Below are 17,700 nucleotides of genomic sequence, written 5' to 3' on the forward strand. Positions count from 1 at the left end.
CTCGCACTTTTTATCAGACATAAGCAAACTTGCACTTTTTATCAGACATAAGCAAACTTGCACTTTTTATCGACATAAGCAAACTCGCACTTTTTATCAGACATAAGCAAACTCGTATCAAATATGCGGCTAATAATTAACCTGCTACTGCCTTTGTTGCGTATAACTTTAAAAAAAGTTCAATAATTATCGTAATAAGTGTAAATCCGTCAGTTAATTGATGAATTTTTTTGCTACAATTGTCTGGCAAGTAATGTGAGTGAGTTCAACAGCACCATGTGCAGTTTATCTGCTTCCTTTTAGTGAGGTTGATCTTGGTCAGTATATTGTTTTTGTAAAAGTCATATCATAGAAACGGCTCTATGCTCGAGCTAACTTAGTCAATTAGTTGATAAAGTCGGGATTATTCGAGCATGAGGCTGTTAATAACCTTGTTTTAATCAAGGGTTTTAATTATGATCGCTTCTATTTTAAAATTTCGAAAAATTAACCTGCTGTAACTGATGTTCTCAATATAGCAAGTGTTGAGAATCATAGTGGAGATAAGTGGATGAGCAATGCGCCTGTAGACAATGGCCGACGTCGCTTTTTAACCATAGCTACCTCTGTTGTAGGTGGTGTTGGTGCGGCTGGGGCTGCTGTTCCTTTTATTGCGTCTTGGAATCCAAGTGAGCGAGCTAAATCTGCGGGTGCGCCTGTAGAAGTAGATATCAGCAAACTTGAGCCGGGACAATTAATACGTGTCGAGTGGCGTGGTAAACCTGTATGGGTTGTATCACGAACCCCTAAAATGCTTGAGCAGATGAAAGAACACGAAGGTCAACTTCGTGATCCGCAATCGCAAGAGCCACAACAATTAGAATCATCAACCAATGATTTCCGTTCATTACGCCCTGAGATATTTCTCGCGGTAGGTATTTGTACGCATTTAGGGTGTTCACCTGGCTTTTTCCAAGGTAATTTTGGTGAAAAGGTTGAGGGAACAGATGATGGTTTCTACTGTCCATGTCACGGTTCTAAATTTGATATGGCTGGCCGTGTATTTAAATCGGTACCTGCCCCGTTAAACTTAGAAATACCACCTTACACATTTCTTGATGATACCACTATTTTAGTGGGCGAAGAAAAAGGGGTAGCCTAATGTTCGGTAAAATTATTGGTTGGATAGACGACCGTATCCCAATGACACGTGTTTGGAACATGCATATTGCACAGTATCCAGCACCGAAAAACTTTAACTTCTGGTATTTCTTTGGCTCATTGGCCATGTTAGTACTAGTAAACCAAATTCTTACCGGGATTTGGTTAACGATGAACTTTGTTCCGTCTTCTGAGGGCGCATTCGCTTCAGTAGAATACATCATGCGTGATGTAGAATACGGCTGGTTACTACGTTATTTGCACTCAACAGGTGCATCAGCGTTTTTCATCGTTGTATATATGCATATGTTCCGTGGCATGATCTACGGTTCTTACCAAAAACCACGTGAATTACTGTGGTTATTCGGTATGTTTATCTTCTTAGCGTTAATGGCTGAAGCATTCATGGGTTACTTATTACCATGGGGTCAAATGTCATTCTGGGGTGCACAGGTAATCATTTCACTATTCGGGGCTATTCCGGTTATTGGTGATGACTTAACACTTTGGATCCGTGGTGATTATGTAATATCAGGTGCAACGCTTAACCGCTTCTTTGCATTACATGTTATTGCTTTACCATTGGTTATCGTAATTTTAGTATTCTTACACATTGTGGCACTGCACGAAGTGGGTTCAAATAACCCTGACGGTGTTGAGATCAAGCGTAAGAAAGGCTCTGTTGCTGAAGAAGATAAGCCTAAATTTAAATTCCATGAGTATTACACTGACAAGAAAGATATTGTTGATGCGATTCCGTTCCATCCTTATTACACAGTAAAAGATATTGTGGGTGTGGTTGGTTTCTTAATCTTGTTTTGTTGGGTGGTGTTCTTTATGCCTGCGATGAATGGTTTCTTCCTTGAAGGACCAAACTTTGAAGCGGCAAACCCACTTAAAACACCTGAACATATTTTCCCAGTTTGGTACTTTACGCCATTCTATGCAATCTTACGTGCAATCCCAGATAAACTAATTGGTGTTGCTGCGATGGGTGCATCGATTGTAGTGCTGGCGTTATTACCTTGGCTTGACCGTGGCACAGTGAAATCGGTTCGTTACCGTTGTGGCTTCCATAAATGGAACATCGCAGGTTTTGTTGTTACTTTCGTGCTTCTTGGTTGGGTGGGTGCAACTCCACAAACTGATATGAAGACGATCATTTCACAAATCTGTACTGTGACTTACTTTATGTTCTTCGTACTGTTGTTTGTATACAGTAAGAATGAAAAAACTAAGCCATTGCCAGAGAGGTTAACGAAATGATGAAAAAGCTAATTATCGGTTTATTTGCTTTATCAATAAACGTATTGCCGGCAATGGCGGCAGGTCCATCGGTTCCATTAATGGAAGCCGGTAATGACCTAACTGATCAGCCTTCGTTGCAACGTGGTGCAAAGTTGTTCATGAACTACTGTCTTGGTTGTCACCAAATGCAGTATCAGCGTTATGAGCGTACTTTCCGTGATATCGGTATTCCAACAGCCGTTGGCCTTGAGCAGTTAATTTTTGACGGTTCAAAAGTTGGTAGCCATATCACTAACGCAATTACTAAAGATGATGCAGCAAAATGGTTTGGTGCGGCTCCGCCGGATCTAACTCTAATTGCACGTGTAAAATCTCCGGATTATATTTACACGTACTTAAAGTCATTTTATAAAGATGAATCTCGTCCGTTTGGAGTTAACAATATTGTTTTCCCATCGGTAGGTATGCCTCACGTTTTGCAAGAACTGCAAGGTTTACCAACGCCTATTACTGAAGAAGTCGAAGAACATGGTCACACTGTGACTAAAGTTATTGGTACTGAAACAGATGGGACTGGCGAAATGAGTGTAGACGAGTACGATCAAGCGGCTCGTGACTTAACTAACTTCCTTGAGTACGTGGGTGAACCTTCACGTCTTGAATCAGAAGCGTTAGGTATCAAGGTTATCGGATTCTTAGTTATCCTATTTATCTTGGCATTCATGTTGAAGAAAGAATACTGGAGAGATGTTCATTAATTTTGAACATATTTAAAGGTAATTTTGCAATAGGGGCTTAAGCCCCTTTTGCTGTTTTTGTTATTTAATGGAGGTAGGCATGGCCGTAGCTGCCAATAAGCGCCCTGTAATGACCCTTTTTTCTGGTGCTAACTGTATGTATAGCCATCAAGTACGCATTGTACTTGCTGAAAAAGGCGTAAGTGTAGATATTCATCTGGCCGAAAAGGACAACCTGCCAGAAGCACTTCATGAAATTAACCCTTACGGTACAGTGCCAACACTGATTGACCGTGAGCTTGGTTTATATCAGGCAAACATCATCATGGAATACCTTGATGAACGTTTTCCTCATCCTCCACTAATGCCTGTTTATCCGGTAATGCGTGGCCGCAGCCGTTTAATGATGCATCGCATCGACACAGATTGGTACAGCCTTGCTGCTAAAATTTATGCTAATGGCGCTGAATCAGCGCAAGCGCGTAAAGAACTAACAGAAGCTTTACTTGCTGTTTCAGCAATCTTTACTGAAGCTCCTTACTTTATGAGTGAAGAGTTTAGTTTAGTTGATTGTTACTTAGCACCATTACTATGGCGTTTACCAGAGCTTGGTATTGAGCTAACTGGTGCAGGTTCTAAAGAGATGAAAGAATATATGATCCGTTTATTTGAGCGTGAATCATTCCAAGCTTCTCTTACTGAAACTGAGCGCGAGATCCGTTTGTAATGACGCCTAATCGTCCTTATTTACTTCGTGCTTTCTTTGATTGGATTGTTGATAATCAGTGTACACCGCATTTAGTGGTTAATGCTGATTTTCCAGCCGTGCAAATACCAACACAGTTTGTTCAAGATGGACAAATTGTGTTGAATATTAGCCCATCAGCTGTCACACAATTCTCAATGGATAATCAGCAGTTAAGCTTTAGTGCCCGCTTTGGTGGTCAGCCAATGCAAGTATACGTGCCAATTGGTGCCGTGCTTGCTATCTATGCCCGCGAAAACGGTGAAGGCACTGTGTTTACTGCAGATGAGTTTTTAGAAGATGAAGACGAGTTTGCAGCTGAGTTAGAAAGTGTTGATATCGCAGATGAATTATTACCTGACGAGCCAGCTCCTTCTAAGCCTGAAAAGAAAAAAGGCTCACACTTACGTGTTATTAAGTAATATGTAATTGTTTGATAAAAACCGCTGATTAAGCGGTTTTTTTATGCCTGTATAAAAGTAGACTGAAGGTAAAAGGTAAAAGGTAAAAGGTAAAAGGTGCTAGGTAAACTAAGGGCTACGGGGTTGGCATGGGTGTTTGGATTTATTGTAGGCGGGGCTTTATCCACGCAGATTTATACCAATCGTGTTAAGTTACTGACCATTTATAGCGACAGATAAATACAGTGATAACAAGGCGTAAATTTTGACATGTAATTGTTCTACTTGAAAAAATTATAACGCAGTTAGCGCTTTATTTAGCTCGCTAGAATGGTTAAATATTTAAGTTGATTGGTATTAGTTAAAGTTTACGAGCGACGAGTTGTGAGACGAAGGTTAAGGTTGATTGTTGTAGCAGCGGGTTTACCCCGCGTTTTTTAGTGGAGGTGCGTGAGGTAAGCTCCCGCCTACAGGTATAGAAAACCTTGCGATATCAACTGCAAGGCTTTTAATTCCTAGAACCTGATACCTTTACAAATATTCAAATACCTTAATAACGCGTTCTACACCCGATACATTACGAGCAACGCTTACAGCGGTGTTTGCTTCTGCATCTGATACTAAGCCCATTAAAAATACTTCGCCATTCTCAGTTACTACCTTGATGTTGTTGCTACTGATGTTGTCGGTGGTAAGTAATTGTGTTTTTACTTTAGAGGTTAACCAAGAATCATGGGTCTGGGTGCTCATGCTAATGTTAGAACCAATACGAATTTGGTTATGTATTTTGCGTATAGCAGGTAAGCCCTCAATCGTACGCTGAGCCTCGTCTTTCATTTCTTGAGTTGCAACCTGGCCTATTAACAATACAATGCCGTTAACGCTAATCACGCTGATGTTGGCATGATCAGCAAGGCGAGGTACATCGTTTATTGCGACCCCAGCTTTGATTTCGATATTACTATCATCGATTTGCGAACCAAGAGTACGACGATCGTTGGCTGCGGTAACGGCACCAGCGGTACCTGCAACAACTGCAGCAGCGCAGCCTTGTAATAATAGTACTGTACTAATAACAATTAGAGATTGTTTCAACATTAGCTTTCTTCCTGTGGGAATAGGGTCAAGTCGACGAGTTCACTTAAACAATGAAGATTAACCAAGTGAGATTCTATGATGCGGCTCGGACGTTTTGACGGAACACGAATTTCGACATCATTGGCACCGAGTAAACCTACTAGCTCACCGCCGTCATCACCAACCATAACAATAACTTTCATGTCTTTGGTGAGTGCGGCTTCGACTGCCGATATGATGTTTTTTTCGTTGCCATTGATTGCTAAAACCAATAGTAAGTCACCTTGTTGAGCAAACGCTCGTACTTGACGGGCAAAGGTTTCTTGGTCGTCACTTTGGTTACTTGGACCAAGATTGATATGTTCTTGTGATAGCGCAATTGCCGGTAAACAAGGACGTTCGGTTTCGTAGTAGTTGATCAATACGCCAGCCATATGTTGGGCCAGCATGTGGCAGCTGGCAGTACCACAACAAATCAACTTATTACCATTGATTAGGCTCTGCGCTATGGTAAATGCAGCGGCTTCTAAGGCGCTAGGAAGTACTTCACCGGCGGCTATTTGCACCTGAATGCTTTCTGTAAAAATCTCTTTTATAGTATCTTGCATATTAAAATACGTTTTTTATCCAATTAAGTTTTTGCGATGTGTCGCCAGTTATTGCGACAAAGTCGATTCTTATTGCTTGATCACTAAGCTTTTTCGTTGCTAAATAATGGTAAATAGAGCGTTTTAAACGTTCTTGCTTTTGTTTACCTAAAGCGTGGATTGCTCCACCTTTAACATAGCTACTACGAAATTTCACTTCCACAAACACTAGCGTGTTGCCATCGCGCATTATTACATCTAGCTCCCCGTAGGGGCAGTTATAGTTACGCTCTAATGGGATCAACCCTTGCGACACTAAGTATTTTTGCGCTTGTAGCTCGTAATACTGGCCTTTCTCTCGGCTATTTTGCCACAGTTGTTTAAACCACGACATCACAACATCCTTGTTTTATATTGCTTTTAGCTACTCACTGTATGATCGGTTGGTAGCTGATTGCATAAATAATGGTAACGGTGCTGATGTTGCTAGCTGTACCGCTTGGATTTGTCTATTTTTGTATTGCGCCCAATTAAGTTGGCGATTAATTTGCCCATCACTGGTAATACTCAATTGGCCAGTTAAGCCATTAAATCGCTTACCGGGGAGCATACTCAATTGTGTGATATTACTTAGCATAGCAACTGAATCATAGGCCATGGCAAATAAACGCTGACTTATATCAGCCTGTTCTGGCCACAGCGAATTATATTGCTGGCGTAAGGCATGATCTTTTATTTGCCCACTAAGCATCCATGGTAACTCGGTAAAATACAAACCATCGAGATCGCCTTTATCGGTGCTATCGATTTGCTTGCTATGACTTTTTGAACTGGCATACAGTGGAATGCGATCAGCAAAGGTACTCACATTTACATCTAAATAAGGTTTAATCAAGCGAGTTTCGATAGCATCACCGAGAATATAAATAACATCAATATCGCGACGAGAGCGAGTTTCACTCTCTACTTCTTGTCTAAATAATGACTTAACGGTCGCAATGCGTTCTTTTGATTTATCTACTTCGAGCAGGTTAACAATGGTTGTTGGCATATCTTTTTTATCGTTATAAAGCCCAACTTCTGGTGTGGTTTCACTATAGCGTTGCCATTGTCGGTTGAAAAAATCAACTAAACGCTGGCCTGAACTATTATTTGGCGCCAGCAGCATAGGTTTTTGATAACCAGCCGTTAAAAAGTGCTCAAGTGCTTGCTGTACTTCGTGCTCCGGGTTAAGCGCAAAGAAGTAATGCTGAGGAGACTGGCGCTCACCATCAAAGGTATTTAAGTGCAAAACTGGGTAATCTTGTAATGCTTTGCTTGCAACTAGCTTATCGATACTCGTTTTGAGTAACGGCCCAATTATAAAGTCAGGATTAATTTCGAGCAGTTTTGCAGACAGCTCAGCAGAACTAAGCATTTCATCAATAAAAATGGTTTCAGCAATAGATGTACTATCTAGTGCCGCTAACACGCCAGCTTTTAAGGCATCACCTAAGCGTTCATTAGCACCTGATTGGGGTAATAAAACAACTAAGCGCTCAATATTCAGTGGTTCAGCAGCAATTAACTCAGCGTCTTTTTTTGGCAACACGGCGATTGCTGGATGACCAGGGTAACGGCGTTGCCAATTATTAATTGCTTGATCAAGCTCAACTGGAGCACCTAAATATACTTGGTGATAGAGCGCTAAGTTTACCCAGCCTTGTTGTATCACTGAGCCGCGATTAAAGCGCTCTAAAGCATACGATGATAATTGTTGTAAATTTTGCCACAGGTCTTTGTTGAGCTGTGGAATCGTTAAGTTATTTTTACTGGCGGTTTCAGAGGCACGAAAGAAGTAGGTCATCGCCTCTTTAGGCAAATTTTGTGATGCATACACACTGGCGGTTAAATATTGATGCCAAGCAAAATGCTCCGGTTGAGTCAATTGATTGTCTAAACTGGCTAGCATCTCAAGAGCCTGAGTACTCTTGTTTTGTTGCATTTGCGCAAAAGCGATGTACAGTTTATTTTGCACTTGGTCGACGCTTGGAGTACGTTCTAATTCAGTACTAATTTGCTCTAACAGTGGCCATTGTTGCTCTGCGATCGCAGCATCACGTGCACTATAAAGAAGTTGGATTTTATCAGCGCCTTGGCGATTTAAGGCTATTTGGTACATAGATTGTGCGTCAGTCGCTTGAATTTGTGATGCGCTATTAGCTGAACTGAGGTTTTCACTGGTTTTAGTCGGTTTTTCGGTTGTACTACAGGCCGATAACCCTGACAATATGATTAATAGACTAACAAGTTTAAGTCGCACAATGATTTCCCAATACGTTAACGCGATTTGCTTATATTACTGACTGACGCAGGAGACCTCAATGTTAAATGAGGAGAATTCACAGAAAATCGGCACTCTTTACATTGTAGCCACCCCAATCGGCAATTATGACGACTTAAGCCAGCGTGCAATCGCGACTTTATCGCAAGTTGACTTAATCGCTGCTGAAGACACGCGCCATACCGGTAAGTTGCTTAGTCACTTTGGTATTAAAGCTAAAACCTTTGCTTTGCACGACCATAATGAAAAGCAAAAAGCGCAACAAATTATTGATCAACTTAATCAAGGTTTAAATATAGCACTAGTTTCGGATGCAGGCACGCCGCTAATTAGTGACCCTGGTTATGCGGTTGTTAATTTATGCCGAGAGCAAGGCGCACATGTCACTCCCATACCAGGAGCATGCGCCGCCATAACAGCTGTATGTTGTTCAGGTTTACCAACAGATCGTTTTCAGTTTATTGGTTTTACCCCAGCAAAAAGCAAAGCTCGCCAAGACTTTTTTATTGAAGCGGTTAATTCCAATATAACCAGCATTATGTACGAAAGTACTCATCGCATCATGGCAAGTTTAGATGACTTGGAGATAGCGCTTGGTAGTGAGCAACAAGTGGTGTTTGCTAAAGAGTTGACCAAAACCTTTGAAACATTTTTTAATGGCACAGTAAGTGAACTTAAACAGTTTTTAACCGACGATCCAACCAAACAGCGCGGCGAAATAGTGCTAATGTTGCCTGGTAATCCAAAGCAGGTTGATGATATTCCGCCAGAAGCACGTAAAATGTTGGCGTTACTTGAGAATGAAATGCCAATGAAAAAAGCCTGTGGAATTGTCGCTGATTATTTTGGCATGAAGAAAAATGCCCTTTATAAAACAATTATTGACGAAAAAGGCTAAATCTTTACTGCACATACAATCCAGCTCAGGTATACTGCGCGCCGAGTCAGCCAAGATGATCGCTGCCTGCAACGAAAATGCGCAGGGGGAGGAAAGTCCGGGCTCCATAGGGCAGGGTGCCAGCTAACGGCTGGGGGGCGTGAGCCTACGACAAGTGCAGCAGAGAGGAGACCGCCAATCTTCGGATTGGTAAGGGTGAAAGGGTGCGGTAAGAGCGCACCGGGCCACTAGCAATAGTTGGTTGCAAGGTAAACTCCACCCGGAGCAAGACCAAATAGGGTTCTATCATTTTAAATAATGAACGCGTGGCCCACGTGAGAACCGGGTAGGTTGCTTGAGCCATAGAGCGATTTATGGCCTAGACGAATGATTATCACTTTCTTCGGAAAGGACAGAACCCGGCTTATACGGCTGACTCACTCATTCAATAAAAAAGCCCGCAGTTAACGCTGCGGGCTTTTTTGTGTCTGTGTTTCGGGGCTACGGGCGTCGAGTTTCGAGCAGCGCGTTGATATATAGAAATCAGGAATCAGATGTCAGAAATTAGATATCAGAAATGTGATCTGCCCTGATAAAGTCTTAGTTTCTTTGATCGTGTAAACATAGCATCGGCTGAGAGTATTACTAATTGGTTCGGTCGTTTGGTTGTAGAGCTTGATATTCCTAATGTGAATAAGTTGGATGAATTGCGTAGCTATCACCGCTTTAGACATCTGTTTATTAGTAACATCCGTAATAACCACGCGTTTGCTCTTTCCCTAATTCAGCAAATAGTAGGCCATGAATTATCAAAAGGTGGGATAACTGATAAATACACATTGTAGCGCTAGTTTGGAAGGTTAAAAGAGGTGGTTAATGCTTTTAGGTTTTAATTATGTCTAGTTTTAAGTTAAAAATAATTTAGGGTTATATTCTATACTGATAGTTGTAACTATTATATTTAGATTTTAAGTAAAACAGAGGGTGAGTAAATGTATAATATAGAACTTCAAAATTTTCACATCAAAGAAAATAAAGGATGGGACGCAATTGAATCATTGGCAGAGTTAACTAAACTCGGTTACCCGTCTAATCGTTTGGGGAAGTATGTTCGTGGTTCTAACGAAATTCAAGTTACGATAGGTTCAACAAAAGTAGGCCAATCATTGGGTTTAAACGAAAAAATTGAAAAACTGATATTGAGTGAATTCCCCTTTACAGATCTATCATCAACTAAAACTACAAATGGATCTATAGATAAACCTGAGTATCCGACATTTTTGTTAGAGCATAAACCTCATAAGTTGAATGCTTTTATGATAAAGCTAGAAAAGCTATTAATTGATGCAATTTAAGTAATGAGTTTATTTTTTAGTACGAAAGATGCTTAGCTCAAACTTTGACTGAAAGTCACAATGAATATGCAGCTATCAGAACAAGCCTGAGCTAGTACAACTAACTAATTAGTAGTGGCCAACCGCTTTGAGGGTATTTCACTGTTACTCTTCTAAAAGACATATATTTCGTGAAACCCGTGCTTATAATGGCTTTCCCTTGAGGTGAAAAGCCTACGTGCCCTACAATTATTACATCTGAGCCATCTAACTCGGATACCTCTTTCAACTTAAAGTTAACCAATACCTGTTCTTTAAGCTTGGAATTTAAAGCAATACTGGGCTCTAAAAGGTTATCGCCGTAATTAAGCCATAGAGTACCTTTTTTATCTATATTTAAGTTGTTTATCTTCCCCCAAAAAATATAGTCCTTACCAATGTGCTCTCTAGACACATCTTCTATTCTAACTAAATTACTTCTTAAATCTCCCTCAACAACTACACGTCCCGAGTTAGCGACAATAGTTATTGTTGATTTTCATCACCATAATCACTATTTCTACATAAGTTAGTTAATAATTGACGTAAAGATTTACTTAAAGGGAAACCATCAGAGTTACCAATAATTTTTCTTTTAGATTTTCCTTTCCAATCAGATTCTTCATCACCATGTTTATTATTGTCATTTGAAACATAAATAGATTGAGAGGTTACTTTATCTAAATCAACACGTATGCCTGAGTTTTGATTTTTTTCATCTTCATCATTGTCAGGATCATCAGAGACAAACTCAACAGTAGAAGCGTTACAACCTTCTTTGTGCTTTGCACCAAAACAAGCCATACGACTTATCTTTTGAGTTTCATAGCCTTTTGTAAACCAAGCTTTTTCGCCACAATCTATACAGTAAATTAAACCTCTATATTTATCTGGATTTTCTTCGTAGTCGATTGTAGAACAAATTGAATCGTCTTCATTAAATTTACAGTGCAGCATTCATCATCCTTGATACCCATCTCTACTTGTTGAAATAGAGAACAATATTTATTGTTGTAGATCAATTTACATTTTAAGGTACTACGAGTAAATAATCAGTTTAGTTGTTTAAGCTACTTCCTATCTAGTAGTGTTAATACATATTAACTTTGGTTGATTTTTTTGCGTATGACTTACGTCTTTTTACTATTAATCGCTTTAAACACTGAGTAGCTAACGGCTAATACTAGGCAGATGGTGGCGGGGATAAAGAGTGCATTAAATTTATAAAACTGGAATGCATAAGCACCTAATGTGCCACCGCAAATGAATCCTGAGATGATCAGTAAAAACAACAGTGCTTTGCGTTTATCAAAGGGTTCGCCTCTTAATTTAGCGCCAAGCATTAGCCCTAGATCAGTAAAAATACCGGTAACATGGGTGGTGCGAATAACTGCGCCGCTGTAAGTGGTGGCTAACGCGTTTTGTAAGCCGCAGGCTGCGGATGCTAAATAGTGCCCGTTTACAGAGTCATTCGATAAAAAATACACTGAGCTTGCTAACAGCATGGCTTCAAATAACAGCAAGCTGCTGTAGTTATGGCCGAGTTTTAATGCACCACTTTGCAAAAAAGCGCCGGAGATCGCCGCACCAGCCAAAAAACTCAGTAGGATAAGAGCTAGGTGTAATACATCAGTAACGGGGGAGGTAACAAGGCTTGTGCCAAGGAGTGTTGCAGTGCCTGATAGATGGGAAATTGATTGATGTTTGAACCCTAGTAACCCTATCGAATTAACAAGCCCAGCAACAAGCGCAAGTAAAAACGATCCATATTCTACCCAACGAGGTAATTTTGAAATCACGGCTAACAGTTAATTTAATAAAATCTGTTTGGTAACGTATCAGTTCGTTATTTATTAAACAATAGCTAGCTAAATTTTCAGTGCATAGCATAGTGTGTGCTGGATCAGCAATATTTAGGTAGCTGTTGTGGATTGGTTGCTTACCAGTGCTAAAAATTCCTGCTCGGGTAATGGCTTTGCAAACAAATAGCCTTGGCCATAATCACACCCTATACCAAGTAATAATTGCTGCTGCTGTGGTGTTTCAATGCCTTCGGCAATCACTTTTAAACCAAATTGATGTGCCATAGTGATAATTGCTTTGCATAACGCGAGATCTTGATTGTCGGCTTGAATGTTATCAACAAAACATTTATCAATTTTTAAATAATCTGCGTCCATTTGTTGCAAGTAGGCAAGCGATGAATAACCGGTGCCAAAGTCATCTAAAGCGAGTTCCATACCCGATTTTACCAGCGCTTTCAGGCGTTGTTGGGTGAGTTGCTCTGGTGCGATCATTAACCCTTCGGTGATCTCGCTAACAATTGCACTCGGTGGTAAATTGGCGGCTTCTAGCAAGGCTGGCCACTGATCAATACCGCTATCAAGGCAACTAAATTGCACTGGCGAGACATTAATACTAAGTTGAAAGTTGGCATCAACCTGGGCTCGTAAAACTGTTAGCGTTTGTAATGCGCGAGTAAATACAAATTGTCCTAATGGGTTGATATATCTAGACTCTTCGGCTAAAGGTATAAATTCAGCGGGACTAATTACGCCGCGTGTCGGGTGGCGCCAGCGCAATAGTGCTTCTGCTTTATGAATGTGCCCAGAATCTAGGTTAACGATTGCTTGGTAATAAAGATCAAATTGTTTTTGTTCAATGCCATAGCGCATATTTTTGAGTAAATCCATACGCGCTTGTGCTTGCTCGCGTAAGTTGTGATTGAAAAACTCAAAACAGTTACGACCACTTTGTTTAGCTTTATACATGGCTTGGTCTGCGGCTTTTAATAACAGCTCTGAGCTATCGCCATCGATTGGTGCAATAGCGATGCCGATGCTGGTTGCTATGTGTAGTTCTTCGCCTTCGAGTATAAATGCTTTTGTCATGGCATTGAGGATATCGTTGGCTACTTTTTTAATGTGTTCTTCAGTGACTAGCTTGGCATGCACAATGACAAATTCGTCGCCACCAATACGTGCAATAAACTCAATATCAACAATTTCTTGTTGCAAACGAATTGCGATCAACTTAAGTAATTCGTCACCATAAAAATGGCCTAAGGTGTCATTTATGTCTTTGAAATGATCAAGATCAAGTAGCATGATCACCAGTGGCTCATTAGGATTTAAGGCGTTGTTGAGGCGCTGATTTAAGCGCTCTTTAAGCTCAATTCGATTAGGTAGATTGGTTAAATGATCAAAGTGAGTTTGATGCCATATCAGATCTTCGGCTGCTTTCTTAGCGGTAATATCGGTAAAAATCGCGACTCTGCGCTGCGCTTCAGAATGCTCATTGTATACAGTATCGATAGTAAGCCACTCTGTGAATAACTCGCCATCTTTACGACGGTTAATTATTTCACCTTGCCAACGGCCAGTCTCTTGTAATTGCAGCCACATTTCTTGATAAAACGCTTTGCTGTGCTTGCCTGAAGCTAAGATAGCGGTGGTATTGCCCAGGATTTCATTTTTACTGTATTGGGTTACTTCACAAAAAGCCGGGTTAACATCTAAGATAATGCCGTTTGGATCGGTAATGGCCATTCCTTCACTGCTATTTGAGTAGACCAATGAGGCCAGATGAGACGCTTTTTCAGCGTTTTTTCGCTGGCTGATATCTTGCAATACAATAGTGTACTCGTTGCTATTATGCTTGGCACTGATCCGCGCTTCAAATACTTGCTCGACTTCGCTGTTATTGATTGTTAATTCAAATTGGCTAGTTTTATTTTTGCAGGGCAAATGCTGAAGTAACTGTTTACTTTTTTCTTCACCAAGTAGCTCGCGAAGGTGTAACTTTGAACGTGTATACACAGGTAAATTTAACTGTGAAATTTGCCCACCTAAGTTCAGTACATCACCGTGAACATTGATCCGAATGTAGGTATCAGGCAAAGCGTTTAATAAACTACTCAATTCGTCATGTTGGCGTTTGACACTCGCTTCTGCCGTCAGACGTGTTTGCGCCATCGCTTTAAAATGTTGATAGAGAGTATTCAGCTCTGGGCTATTTAAAGAAAACTGTTTTGGTAATAACCCTTGCGCAAGCTCTTTAATCGTCAGAGTGAGTTGTGCTATGGGCGTTAATACGTTGCGCTTTAATTGGCTATGAGCAAATATAGACAGGCCAATAATCATCAATGTAAATGCAGCTAATGTGATAAAAAATAGTTGGTTGGCAGCTTGAATTGCGTTATTAAATGGCATGACAACATAGACATTTAGGCTATTTTTAGTTTCATCGGTATACATGGTTTTACTGTGTAAAATGTGATTAATACCTTGCAATTCAATTGTGCTATTGAGCATAGGTAGTTCAGAGCTAAATCCATAGGCGTTAATATTTTCGCCAAACAGCGATGGATCGTTAGGGTAATTTGCAATAATGCGACCGTTGTTGTCGGTTATAACAGCAATGGCATCTTCGGGTAAGTGAGAGTTGGCAAGTATCTGGCTCCACCAATCTAATGTGACAACCGTTACTACTGCCCCATATACTTGTTGCTGCTGATCAATAAGTGGATAAGCAAAATTGAAACTGAGGGAATTGATACTGCGATCTTTTTGAAAATAGCCAATGGCAAAGCTTTTAGTTGCCACAGCATTTTTAAAGTATTCACGATCGGCAATATTAATATTTTCTTTGCGTCCTTGCGATAAACACACCGCGTCGCCTTGCATGTTGACGATACCAATATTTGCAATTTCAGGTTGAAGTTTTTGTATTTTAGCTAAGTAATAAGGGCAGCCGGTTTGTAGTGGCGCGGCAAAATCTTTTAAGTCAGCAAGTTGAGTGGTAAATGTCTTAATTTTTTTGAGTAGCTCAGTCTGCTGCTCAACAAGCTGTTCGGCAACCGTTAATGCCTGCAGCCGACTTTCTTGGCGTGCGGTTTCTTTGGCATGCCAAAGGCTAAATAAGATCACCAAAATGCCGGGTAAACTCAGTAATATAAATAACCGATAAAGTCGATGTTGTAACGATGAGGAAAAAATAACAATACTCTTCATACTGGGCTTTTGGTACAAAATTGTAGCCAATTAAGTTGAAAATAACCATATATAATATAAGGTTAATTGCGGTTTATCTAATAAAGACCAAAGTAATAGCTCTGAAGAGTAAGATTGTGCTGAGCAAAGCTCAGTATCTATGAGGATTTATAGCAAACGTAACAACCAGCTAAATTGACTTAGCTTTATTTTATTGGCTGAATTTTGGCTATGACCATTTAGCGCTTGATAGCCTGCACCTGCCGTAAAGGCACTGGCAATACCGACATTCGATACTGCAAAGCGTTTAAGTCGGTAGTTGAAAGCTTGATGATGTTGCTGTTTTAACGCATTGATGCTATTCATTTTTTGACTTAAGTGACGAACTTTATGATTTGGTTTCTTAATAAAATAATCAATTAGCATTATTCACCCCTATTTATATTGAGTAATTGTTTAATGCTGTGCGCAGTTTTATCAAAGCCAATTTTGCTGCTGATATAACCAATATTTTTCCACAGCCACATTAAACAAAGCAATTGTAAGCCAATTAGACATACAGCACTGAGCCATATTGATTGACTAAAGGCAAAAACCGCAAAGCCAAGTGTGATCAGCAAACCGGCCCACAACAATACTAAACCACCGGCAAAACTTACCAGCAAAATAATAGTCAATGCCAAAGAGCGAGTTGATAGTCGCCACTCGGCACTCGCTAATTCTTTGCAAATACCAGCCTGTTGGCGATAGTCTTGATAAAGTTGCTCACCATATTGAGATAATTTAGCAAGATGATCTTGCCACTGATCAGCACTTTGCGGTGCAGGATCAGCGGCTTGATGCTGTTTATCTTTAGGATCGGTATGTGGTTGCATAATTGCTTACTTGCTACGGCGAAATAGTGCTGTCACTAGCATACCAGCAGCAAACGCAAGACCAGCTGTAGCAAGCGGGTTTTCAGAGGCTAATTGACGAGTTTTACCACTGTATTCAGACAGTTTTTCACGCGCAATTTTTTGCTTTTCAGTGAGTGTTTCAGCTGAACTTGAAGCACCATGACGAATACTTTGTTCTGCTGTTGCAGCCTTTGAAGACAGCGAATCAACAGCAAGATGAGCCGCTGAGGTTGCTTTGTCTGTTAATGGTGATTCAGTGTGAGCAGCAATATCATCAACTTTTTTACTGGTTTTTGCAGCTGAATTTGAACTTGATGTTGAAGTAGTCATAGTAATCGTTCCTTAAATATAAAACTAGATTGTGTAATACTTGTTGCAGCCTTCGTACCACTTCTACGATCTTATTTAAATTCTTAAAAATCAATGGTTTGTTTTTTATCTTGTGAATCGCTTTGTTTGAAATAACAGCGTTTAAAGTAACTATTGCAAAAAGATCGCGTAAATTTTACAAGATCTATTAAGCAGCAATTCGCTACTAATATTTTGTAACTGTTCATTGATTATTCATTAATCATTTAAGTCTATTTATTTTGTTTTATCTCAGAATAAAATATTTTTTTTGATGTTATCCACTTTTTCCCACGTAATTCAGTAGCTTCGCGCTAGGCCTTATTTTTTCTGGCTTTAACACACCATTATAGGTTTCTGCTGACTTGACAAAATAGCTTGTCAAGCCCTAAACTGGAGCACTGTGGTAAAAAGTGGTATTTAGTGGATCAAATTGGATCAAATTAATCAAAACAGATTAATTACAAACTTTTAAAGTAGGCTTTTTATGTTCCGTGGTGCGAGTTCACTGAGTTTGGATGACAAAGGACGATTTGCGGTACCGACTAAGTACCGAGACTCGCTGTTGTCTGAAGATCAGGGGACGGTGATCTGTACTGTCGCACTGAACGAGCCTTGCTTGTGGTTGTATCCACTGGCGCAATGGCAGGATATAGAAGATCGCTTAGCTAAAATTTCCAATATGAATCCACGCGCTCGACGCATGCAACGGATGTTGTTAGGTAATGCAACAGAATACCAATTAGATAAAAATGGCCGAATATTGCTGGCACCGTCGTTACGGTCTCATGCTGATTTAGGCAAAAAAATCATGTTGGTCGGTTTGATGAATAAATTTGAGATCTGGGATGAAGAACGTTGGCATGAACAAATGCGCCAAGATACCGAAATTGAACGACTCGGTGAGTTTGAATCAACCCCAGACTTAGATAATTTTTCGCTCTGATCACACAATAA

19 protein-coding genes and 1 other RNA gene are annotated in these 17,700 nt (G+C 40.2%); 9 read left to right on the forward strand and 11 right to left on the reverse strand.

The genetic code is table 11. The annotated features are described in order from the left end of the window. Positions 1-550 precede the first annotated feature (550 nt). The 5 genes from petA to H5186_RS14170 all read left to right on the forward strand — a co-directional run bounded on the left by petA (position 551) and on the right by H5186_RS14170 (position 4,292). Positions 551-1,141 carry a ubiquinol-cytochrome c reductase iron-sulfur subunit gene (gene petA, locus H5186_RS14150; protein ID WP_182719667.1) on the forward strand — a complete coding sequence of 197 codons (591 nt, stop codon included), beginning with the start codon at positions 551-553 and terminating at the stop codon, positions 1,139-1,141. Continuing rightward, on the forward strand, positions 1,141-2,406 hold the full coding sequence (locus tag H5186_RS14155; protein WP_149980603.1) for a cytochrome b N-terminal domain-containing protein: 1,266 nt from the start codon (positions 1,141-1,143) through the stop codon (positions 2,404-2,406). Before petA ends, H5186_RS14155 begins: the two co-directional genes overlap by 1 nt. Further along, positions 2,403-3,146 (forward strand): cytochrome c1, encoded by a 744-nt coding sequence (locus H5186_RS14160; RefSeq protein ID WP_182719666.1) that lies wholly within the window; start codon positions 2,403-2,405, stop codon positions 3,144-3,146. Before H5186_RS14155 ends, H5186_RS14160 begins: the two co-directional genes overlap by 4 nt. A gap of 79 nt (positions 3,147-3,225) precedes the next feature. Next, positions 3,226-3,852, forward strand: coding sequence for a stringent starvation protein SspA (gene sspA / locus H5186_RS14165; protein WP_064667929.1), 627 nt, complete (start codon positions 3,226-3,228; stop codon positions 3,850-3,852). Continuing rightward, positions 3,852-4,292, forward strand: coding sequence for a ClpXP protease specificity-enhancing factor (locus H5186_RS14170; RefSeq protein ID WP_145236812.1), 441 nt, complete (start codon positions 3,852-3,854; stop codon positions 4,290-4,292). Before sspA ends, H5186_RS14170 begins: the two co-directional genes overlap by 1 nt. Before the next feature lie 510 nt (positions 4,293-4,802). On the opposite strand, the gene dolP is transcribed toward H5186_RS14170, so the two are convergent. Genes dolP through H5186_RS14190 form a run of 4 tightly spaced genes read right to left on the reverse strand, consistent with a single transcriptional unit; the run spans position 4,803 to position 8,237 of the window. Further along, positions 4,803-5,369 (reverse strand): division/outer membrane stress-associated lipid-binding lipoprotein, encoded by a 567-nt coding sequence (gene dolP, locus H5186_RS14175; protein WP_145236822.1) that lies wholly within the window; start codon positions 5,367-5,369, stop codon positions 4,803-4,805. Continuing rightward, entirely contained in the window at positions 5,369-5,956 is a 588-nt protein-coding gene (locus H5186_RS14180; protein ID WP_149980605.1) for an SIS domain-containing protein, read from the reverse strand. Before H5186_RS14180 ends, dolP begins: the two co-directional genes overlap by 1 nt. Before the next feature lies 1 nt (position 5,957). After that, on the reverse strand, positions 5,958-6,329 hold the full coding sequence (locus H5186_RS14185) for a YraN family protein (RefSeq protein WP_182794608.1): 372 nt from the start codon (positions 6,327-6,329) through the stop codon (positions 5,958-5,960). A gap of 30 nt (positions 6,330-6,359) precedes the next feature. Further along, the gene (locus tag H5186_RS14190) at positions 6,360-8,237 is read right to left on the reverse strand and encodes a penicillin-binding protein activator (protein ID WP_182794609.1); all 1,878 of its coding nucleotides are present in this window, start codon (positions 8,235-8,237) and stop codon (positions 6,360-6,362) included. Between the two features lie 61 nt (positions 8,238-8,298). Here H5186_RS14190 and rsmI point away from each other — a divergent pair, with 61 nt between their 5' ends. The 3 genes from rsmI (at position 8,299) to H5186_RS14205 (ending at position 10,490) form a co-directional block, all read left to right on the forward strand. Further along, positions 8,299-9,156 carry a 16S rRNA (cytidine(1402)-2'-O)-methyltransferase gene (rsmI, locus tag H5186_RS14195; protein WP_149980608.1) on the forward strand — a complete coding sequence of 286 codons (858 nt, stop codon included), beginning with the start codon at positions 8,299-8,301 and terminating at the stop codon, positions 9,154-9,156. 43 nt (positions 9,157-9,199) lie between these two features. Beyond that, positions 9,200-9,578: RNase P RNA component class A (gene rnpB, locus H5186_RS14200), an RNA gene on the forward strand. 549 nt (positions 9,579-10,127) lie between these two features. Continuing rightward, positions 10,128-10,490, forward strand: a complete 363-nt coding sequence (locus tag H5186_RS14205; protein ID WP_182794610.1) for a hypothetical protein — start codon at positions 10,128-10,130, stop codon at positions 10,488-10,490. Positions 10,491-10,590: 100 nt separating this feature from the next. Here H5186_RS14205 and H5186_RS22860 read toward each other — a convergent pair whose 3' ends face one another. From H5186_RS22860 to H5186_RS14235, 7 genes are all read right to left on the reverse strand, one after another. Further along, positions 10,591-10,923, reverse strand: a complete 333-nt coding sequence (locus H5186_RS22860) for a hypothetical protein (RefSeq protein WP_220493252.1) — start codon at positions 10,921-10,923, stop codon at positions 10,591-10,593. 71 nt (positions 10,924-10,994) lie between these two features. Next, positions 10,995-11,465: a hypothetical protein gene (locus H5186_RS22865; protein WP_220493251.1), complete on the reverse strand. Its 471-nt coding sequence runs from the start codon at positions 11,463-11,465 to the stop codon at positions 10,995-10,997. Between the two features lie 173 nt (positions 11,466-11,638). Continuing rightward, the gene (locus H5186_RS14215) at positions 11,639-12,307 is read right to left on the reverse strand and encodes a YoaK family protein (RefSeq protein WP_182718045.1); all 669 of its coding nucleotides are present in this window, start codon (positions 12,305-12,307) and stop codon (positions 11,639-11,641) included. 114 nt (positions 12,308-12,421) lie between these two features. Beyond that, positions 12,422-15,520 carry an EAL domain-containing protein gene (locus H5186_RS14220; RefSeq protein WP_182794611.1) on the reverse strand — a complete coding sequence of 1,033 codons (3,099 nt, stop codon included), beginning with the start codon at positions 15,518-15,520 and terminating at the stop codon, positions 12,422-12,424. Positions 15,521-15,667: 147 nt separating this feature from the next. After that, the gene (locus H5186_RS14225) at positions 15,668-15,925 is read right to left on the reverse strand and encodes a hypothetical protein (RefSeq protein ID WP_182718046.1); all 258 of its coding nucleotides are present in this window, start codon (positions 15,923-15,925) and stop codon (positions 15,668-15,670) included. Continuing rightward, on the reverse strand, positions 15,925-16,374 hold the full coding sequence (locus tag H5186_RS14230) for a hypothetical protein (protein ID WP_145236851.1): 450 nt from the start codon (positions 16,372-16,374) through the stop codon (positions 15,925-15,927). The genes H5186_RS14225 and H5186_RS14230 overlap by 1 nt, the downstream gene beginning before the upstream one ends. Before the next feature lie 6 nt (positions 16,375-16,380). Continuing rightward, positions 16,381-16,725: a DUF883 domain-containing protein gene (locus H5186_RS14235; protein WP_182718047.1), complete on the reverse strand. Its 345-nt coding sequence runs from the start codon at positions 16,723-16,725 to the stop codon at positions 16,381-16,383. Between the two features lie 505 nt (positions 16,726-17,230). Between H5186_RS14235 and mraZ the strand changes: the two genes are divergently transcribed. Continuing rightward, positions 17,231-17,689, forward strand: coding sequence for a division/cell wall cluster transcriptional repressor MraZ (gene mraZ / locus H5186_RS14240; RefSeq protein WP_145236856.1), 459 nt, complete (start codon positions 17,231-17,233; stop codon positions 17,687-17,689). The last annotated feature ends 11 nt before the right edge of the window (positions 17,690-17,700 follow it).

The sequence above is a fragment of the Pseudoalteromonas sp. SG41-2 genome, from assembly GCF_014164535.1.
Classification (GTDB): domain Bacteria; phylum Pseudomonadota; class Gammaproteobacteria; order Enterobacterales; family Alteromonadaceae; genus Pseudoalteromonas; species Pseudoalteromonas rhizosphaerae.

Excerpts from the sequence above, each read along its gene's own strand:
- petA (WP_182719667.1), top strand. The coding sequence starts at position 551 with ATGAGCAATGCGCCTGTAGACAATGGCCGACGTCGCTTTTTAACCATA.
- H5186_RS14155 (WP_149980603.1), top strand. The coding sequence starts at position 1,141 with ATGTTCGGTAAAATTATTGGTTGGATAGACGACCGTATCCCAATGACA.
- H5186_RS14160 (WP_182719666.1), top strand. The coding sequence starts at position 2,403 with ATGATGAAAAAGCTAATTATCGGTTTATTTGCTTTATCAATAAACGTA.
- sspA (WP_064667929.1), top strand. The coding sequence starts at position 3,226 with ATGGCCGTAGCTGCCAATAAGCGCCCTGTAATGACCCTTTTTTCTGGT.
- H5186_RS14170 (WP_145236812.1), top strand. The coding sequence starts at position 3,852 with ATGACGCCTAATCGTCCTTATTTACTTCGTGCTTTCTTTGATTGGATT.
- dolP (WP_145236822.1), bottom strand. The coding sequence starts at position 5,369 with ATGTTGAAACAATCTCTAATTGTTATTAGTACAGTACTATTATTACAA.
- H5186_RS14180 (WP_149980605.1), bottom strand. The coding sequence starts at position 5,956 with ATGCAAGATACTATAAAAGAGATTTTTACAGAAAGCATTCAGGTGCAA.
- H5186_RS14185 (WP_182794608.1), bottom strand. The coding sequence starts at position 6,329 with ATGTCGTGGTTTAAACAACTGTGGCAAAATAGCCGAGAGAAAGGCCAG.
- rsmI (WP_149980608.1), top strand. The coding sequence starts at position 8,299 with ATGTTAAATGAGGAGAATTCACAGAAAATCGGCACTCTTTACATTGTA.
- H5186_RS14205 (WP_182794610.1), top strand. The coding sequence starts at position 10,128 with ATGTATAATATAGAACTTCAAAATTTTCACATCAAAGAAAATAAAGGA.
- H5186_RS22865 (WP_220493251.1), bottom strand. The coding sequence starts at position 11,465 with ATGCTGCACTGTAAATTTAATGAAGACGATTCAATTTGTTCTACAATC.
- H5186_RS14220 (WP_182794611.1), bottom strand. The coding sequence starts at position 15,520 with ATGAAGAGTATTGTTATTTTTTCCTCATCGTTACAACATCGACTTTAT.
- H5186_RS14225 (WP_182718046.1), bottom strand. The coding sequence starts at position 15,925 with ATGCTAATTGATTATTTTATTAAGAAACCAAATCATAAAGTTCGTCAC.
- H5186_RS14230 (WP_145236851.1), bottom strand. The coding sequence starts at position 16,374 with ATGCAACCACATACCGATCCTAAAGATAAACAGCATCAAGCCGCTGAT.
- H5186_RS14235 (WP_182718047.1), bottom strand. The coding sequence starts at position 16,725 with ATGACTACTTCAACATCAAGTTCAAATTCAGCTGCAAAAACCAGTAAA.
- mraZ (WP_145236856.1), top strand. The coding sequence starts at position 17,231 with ATGTTCCGTGGTGCGAGTTCACTGAGTTTGGATGACAAAGGACGATTT.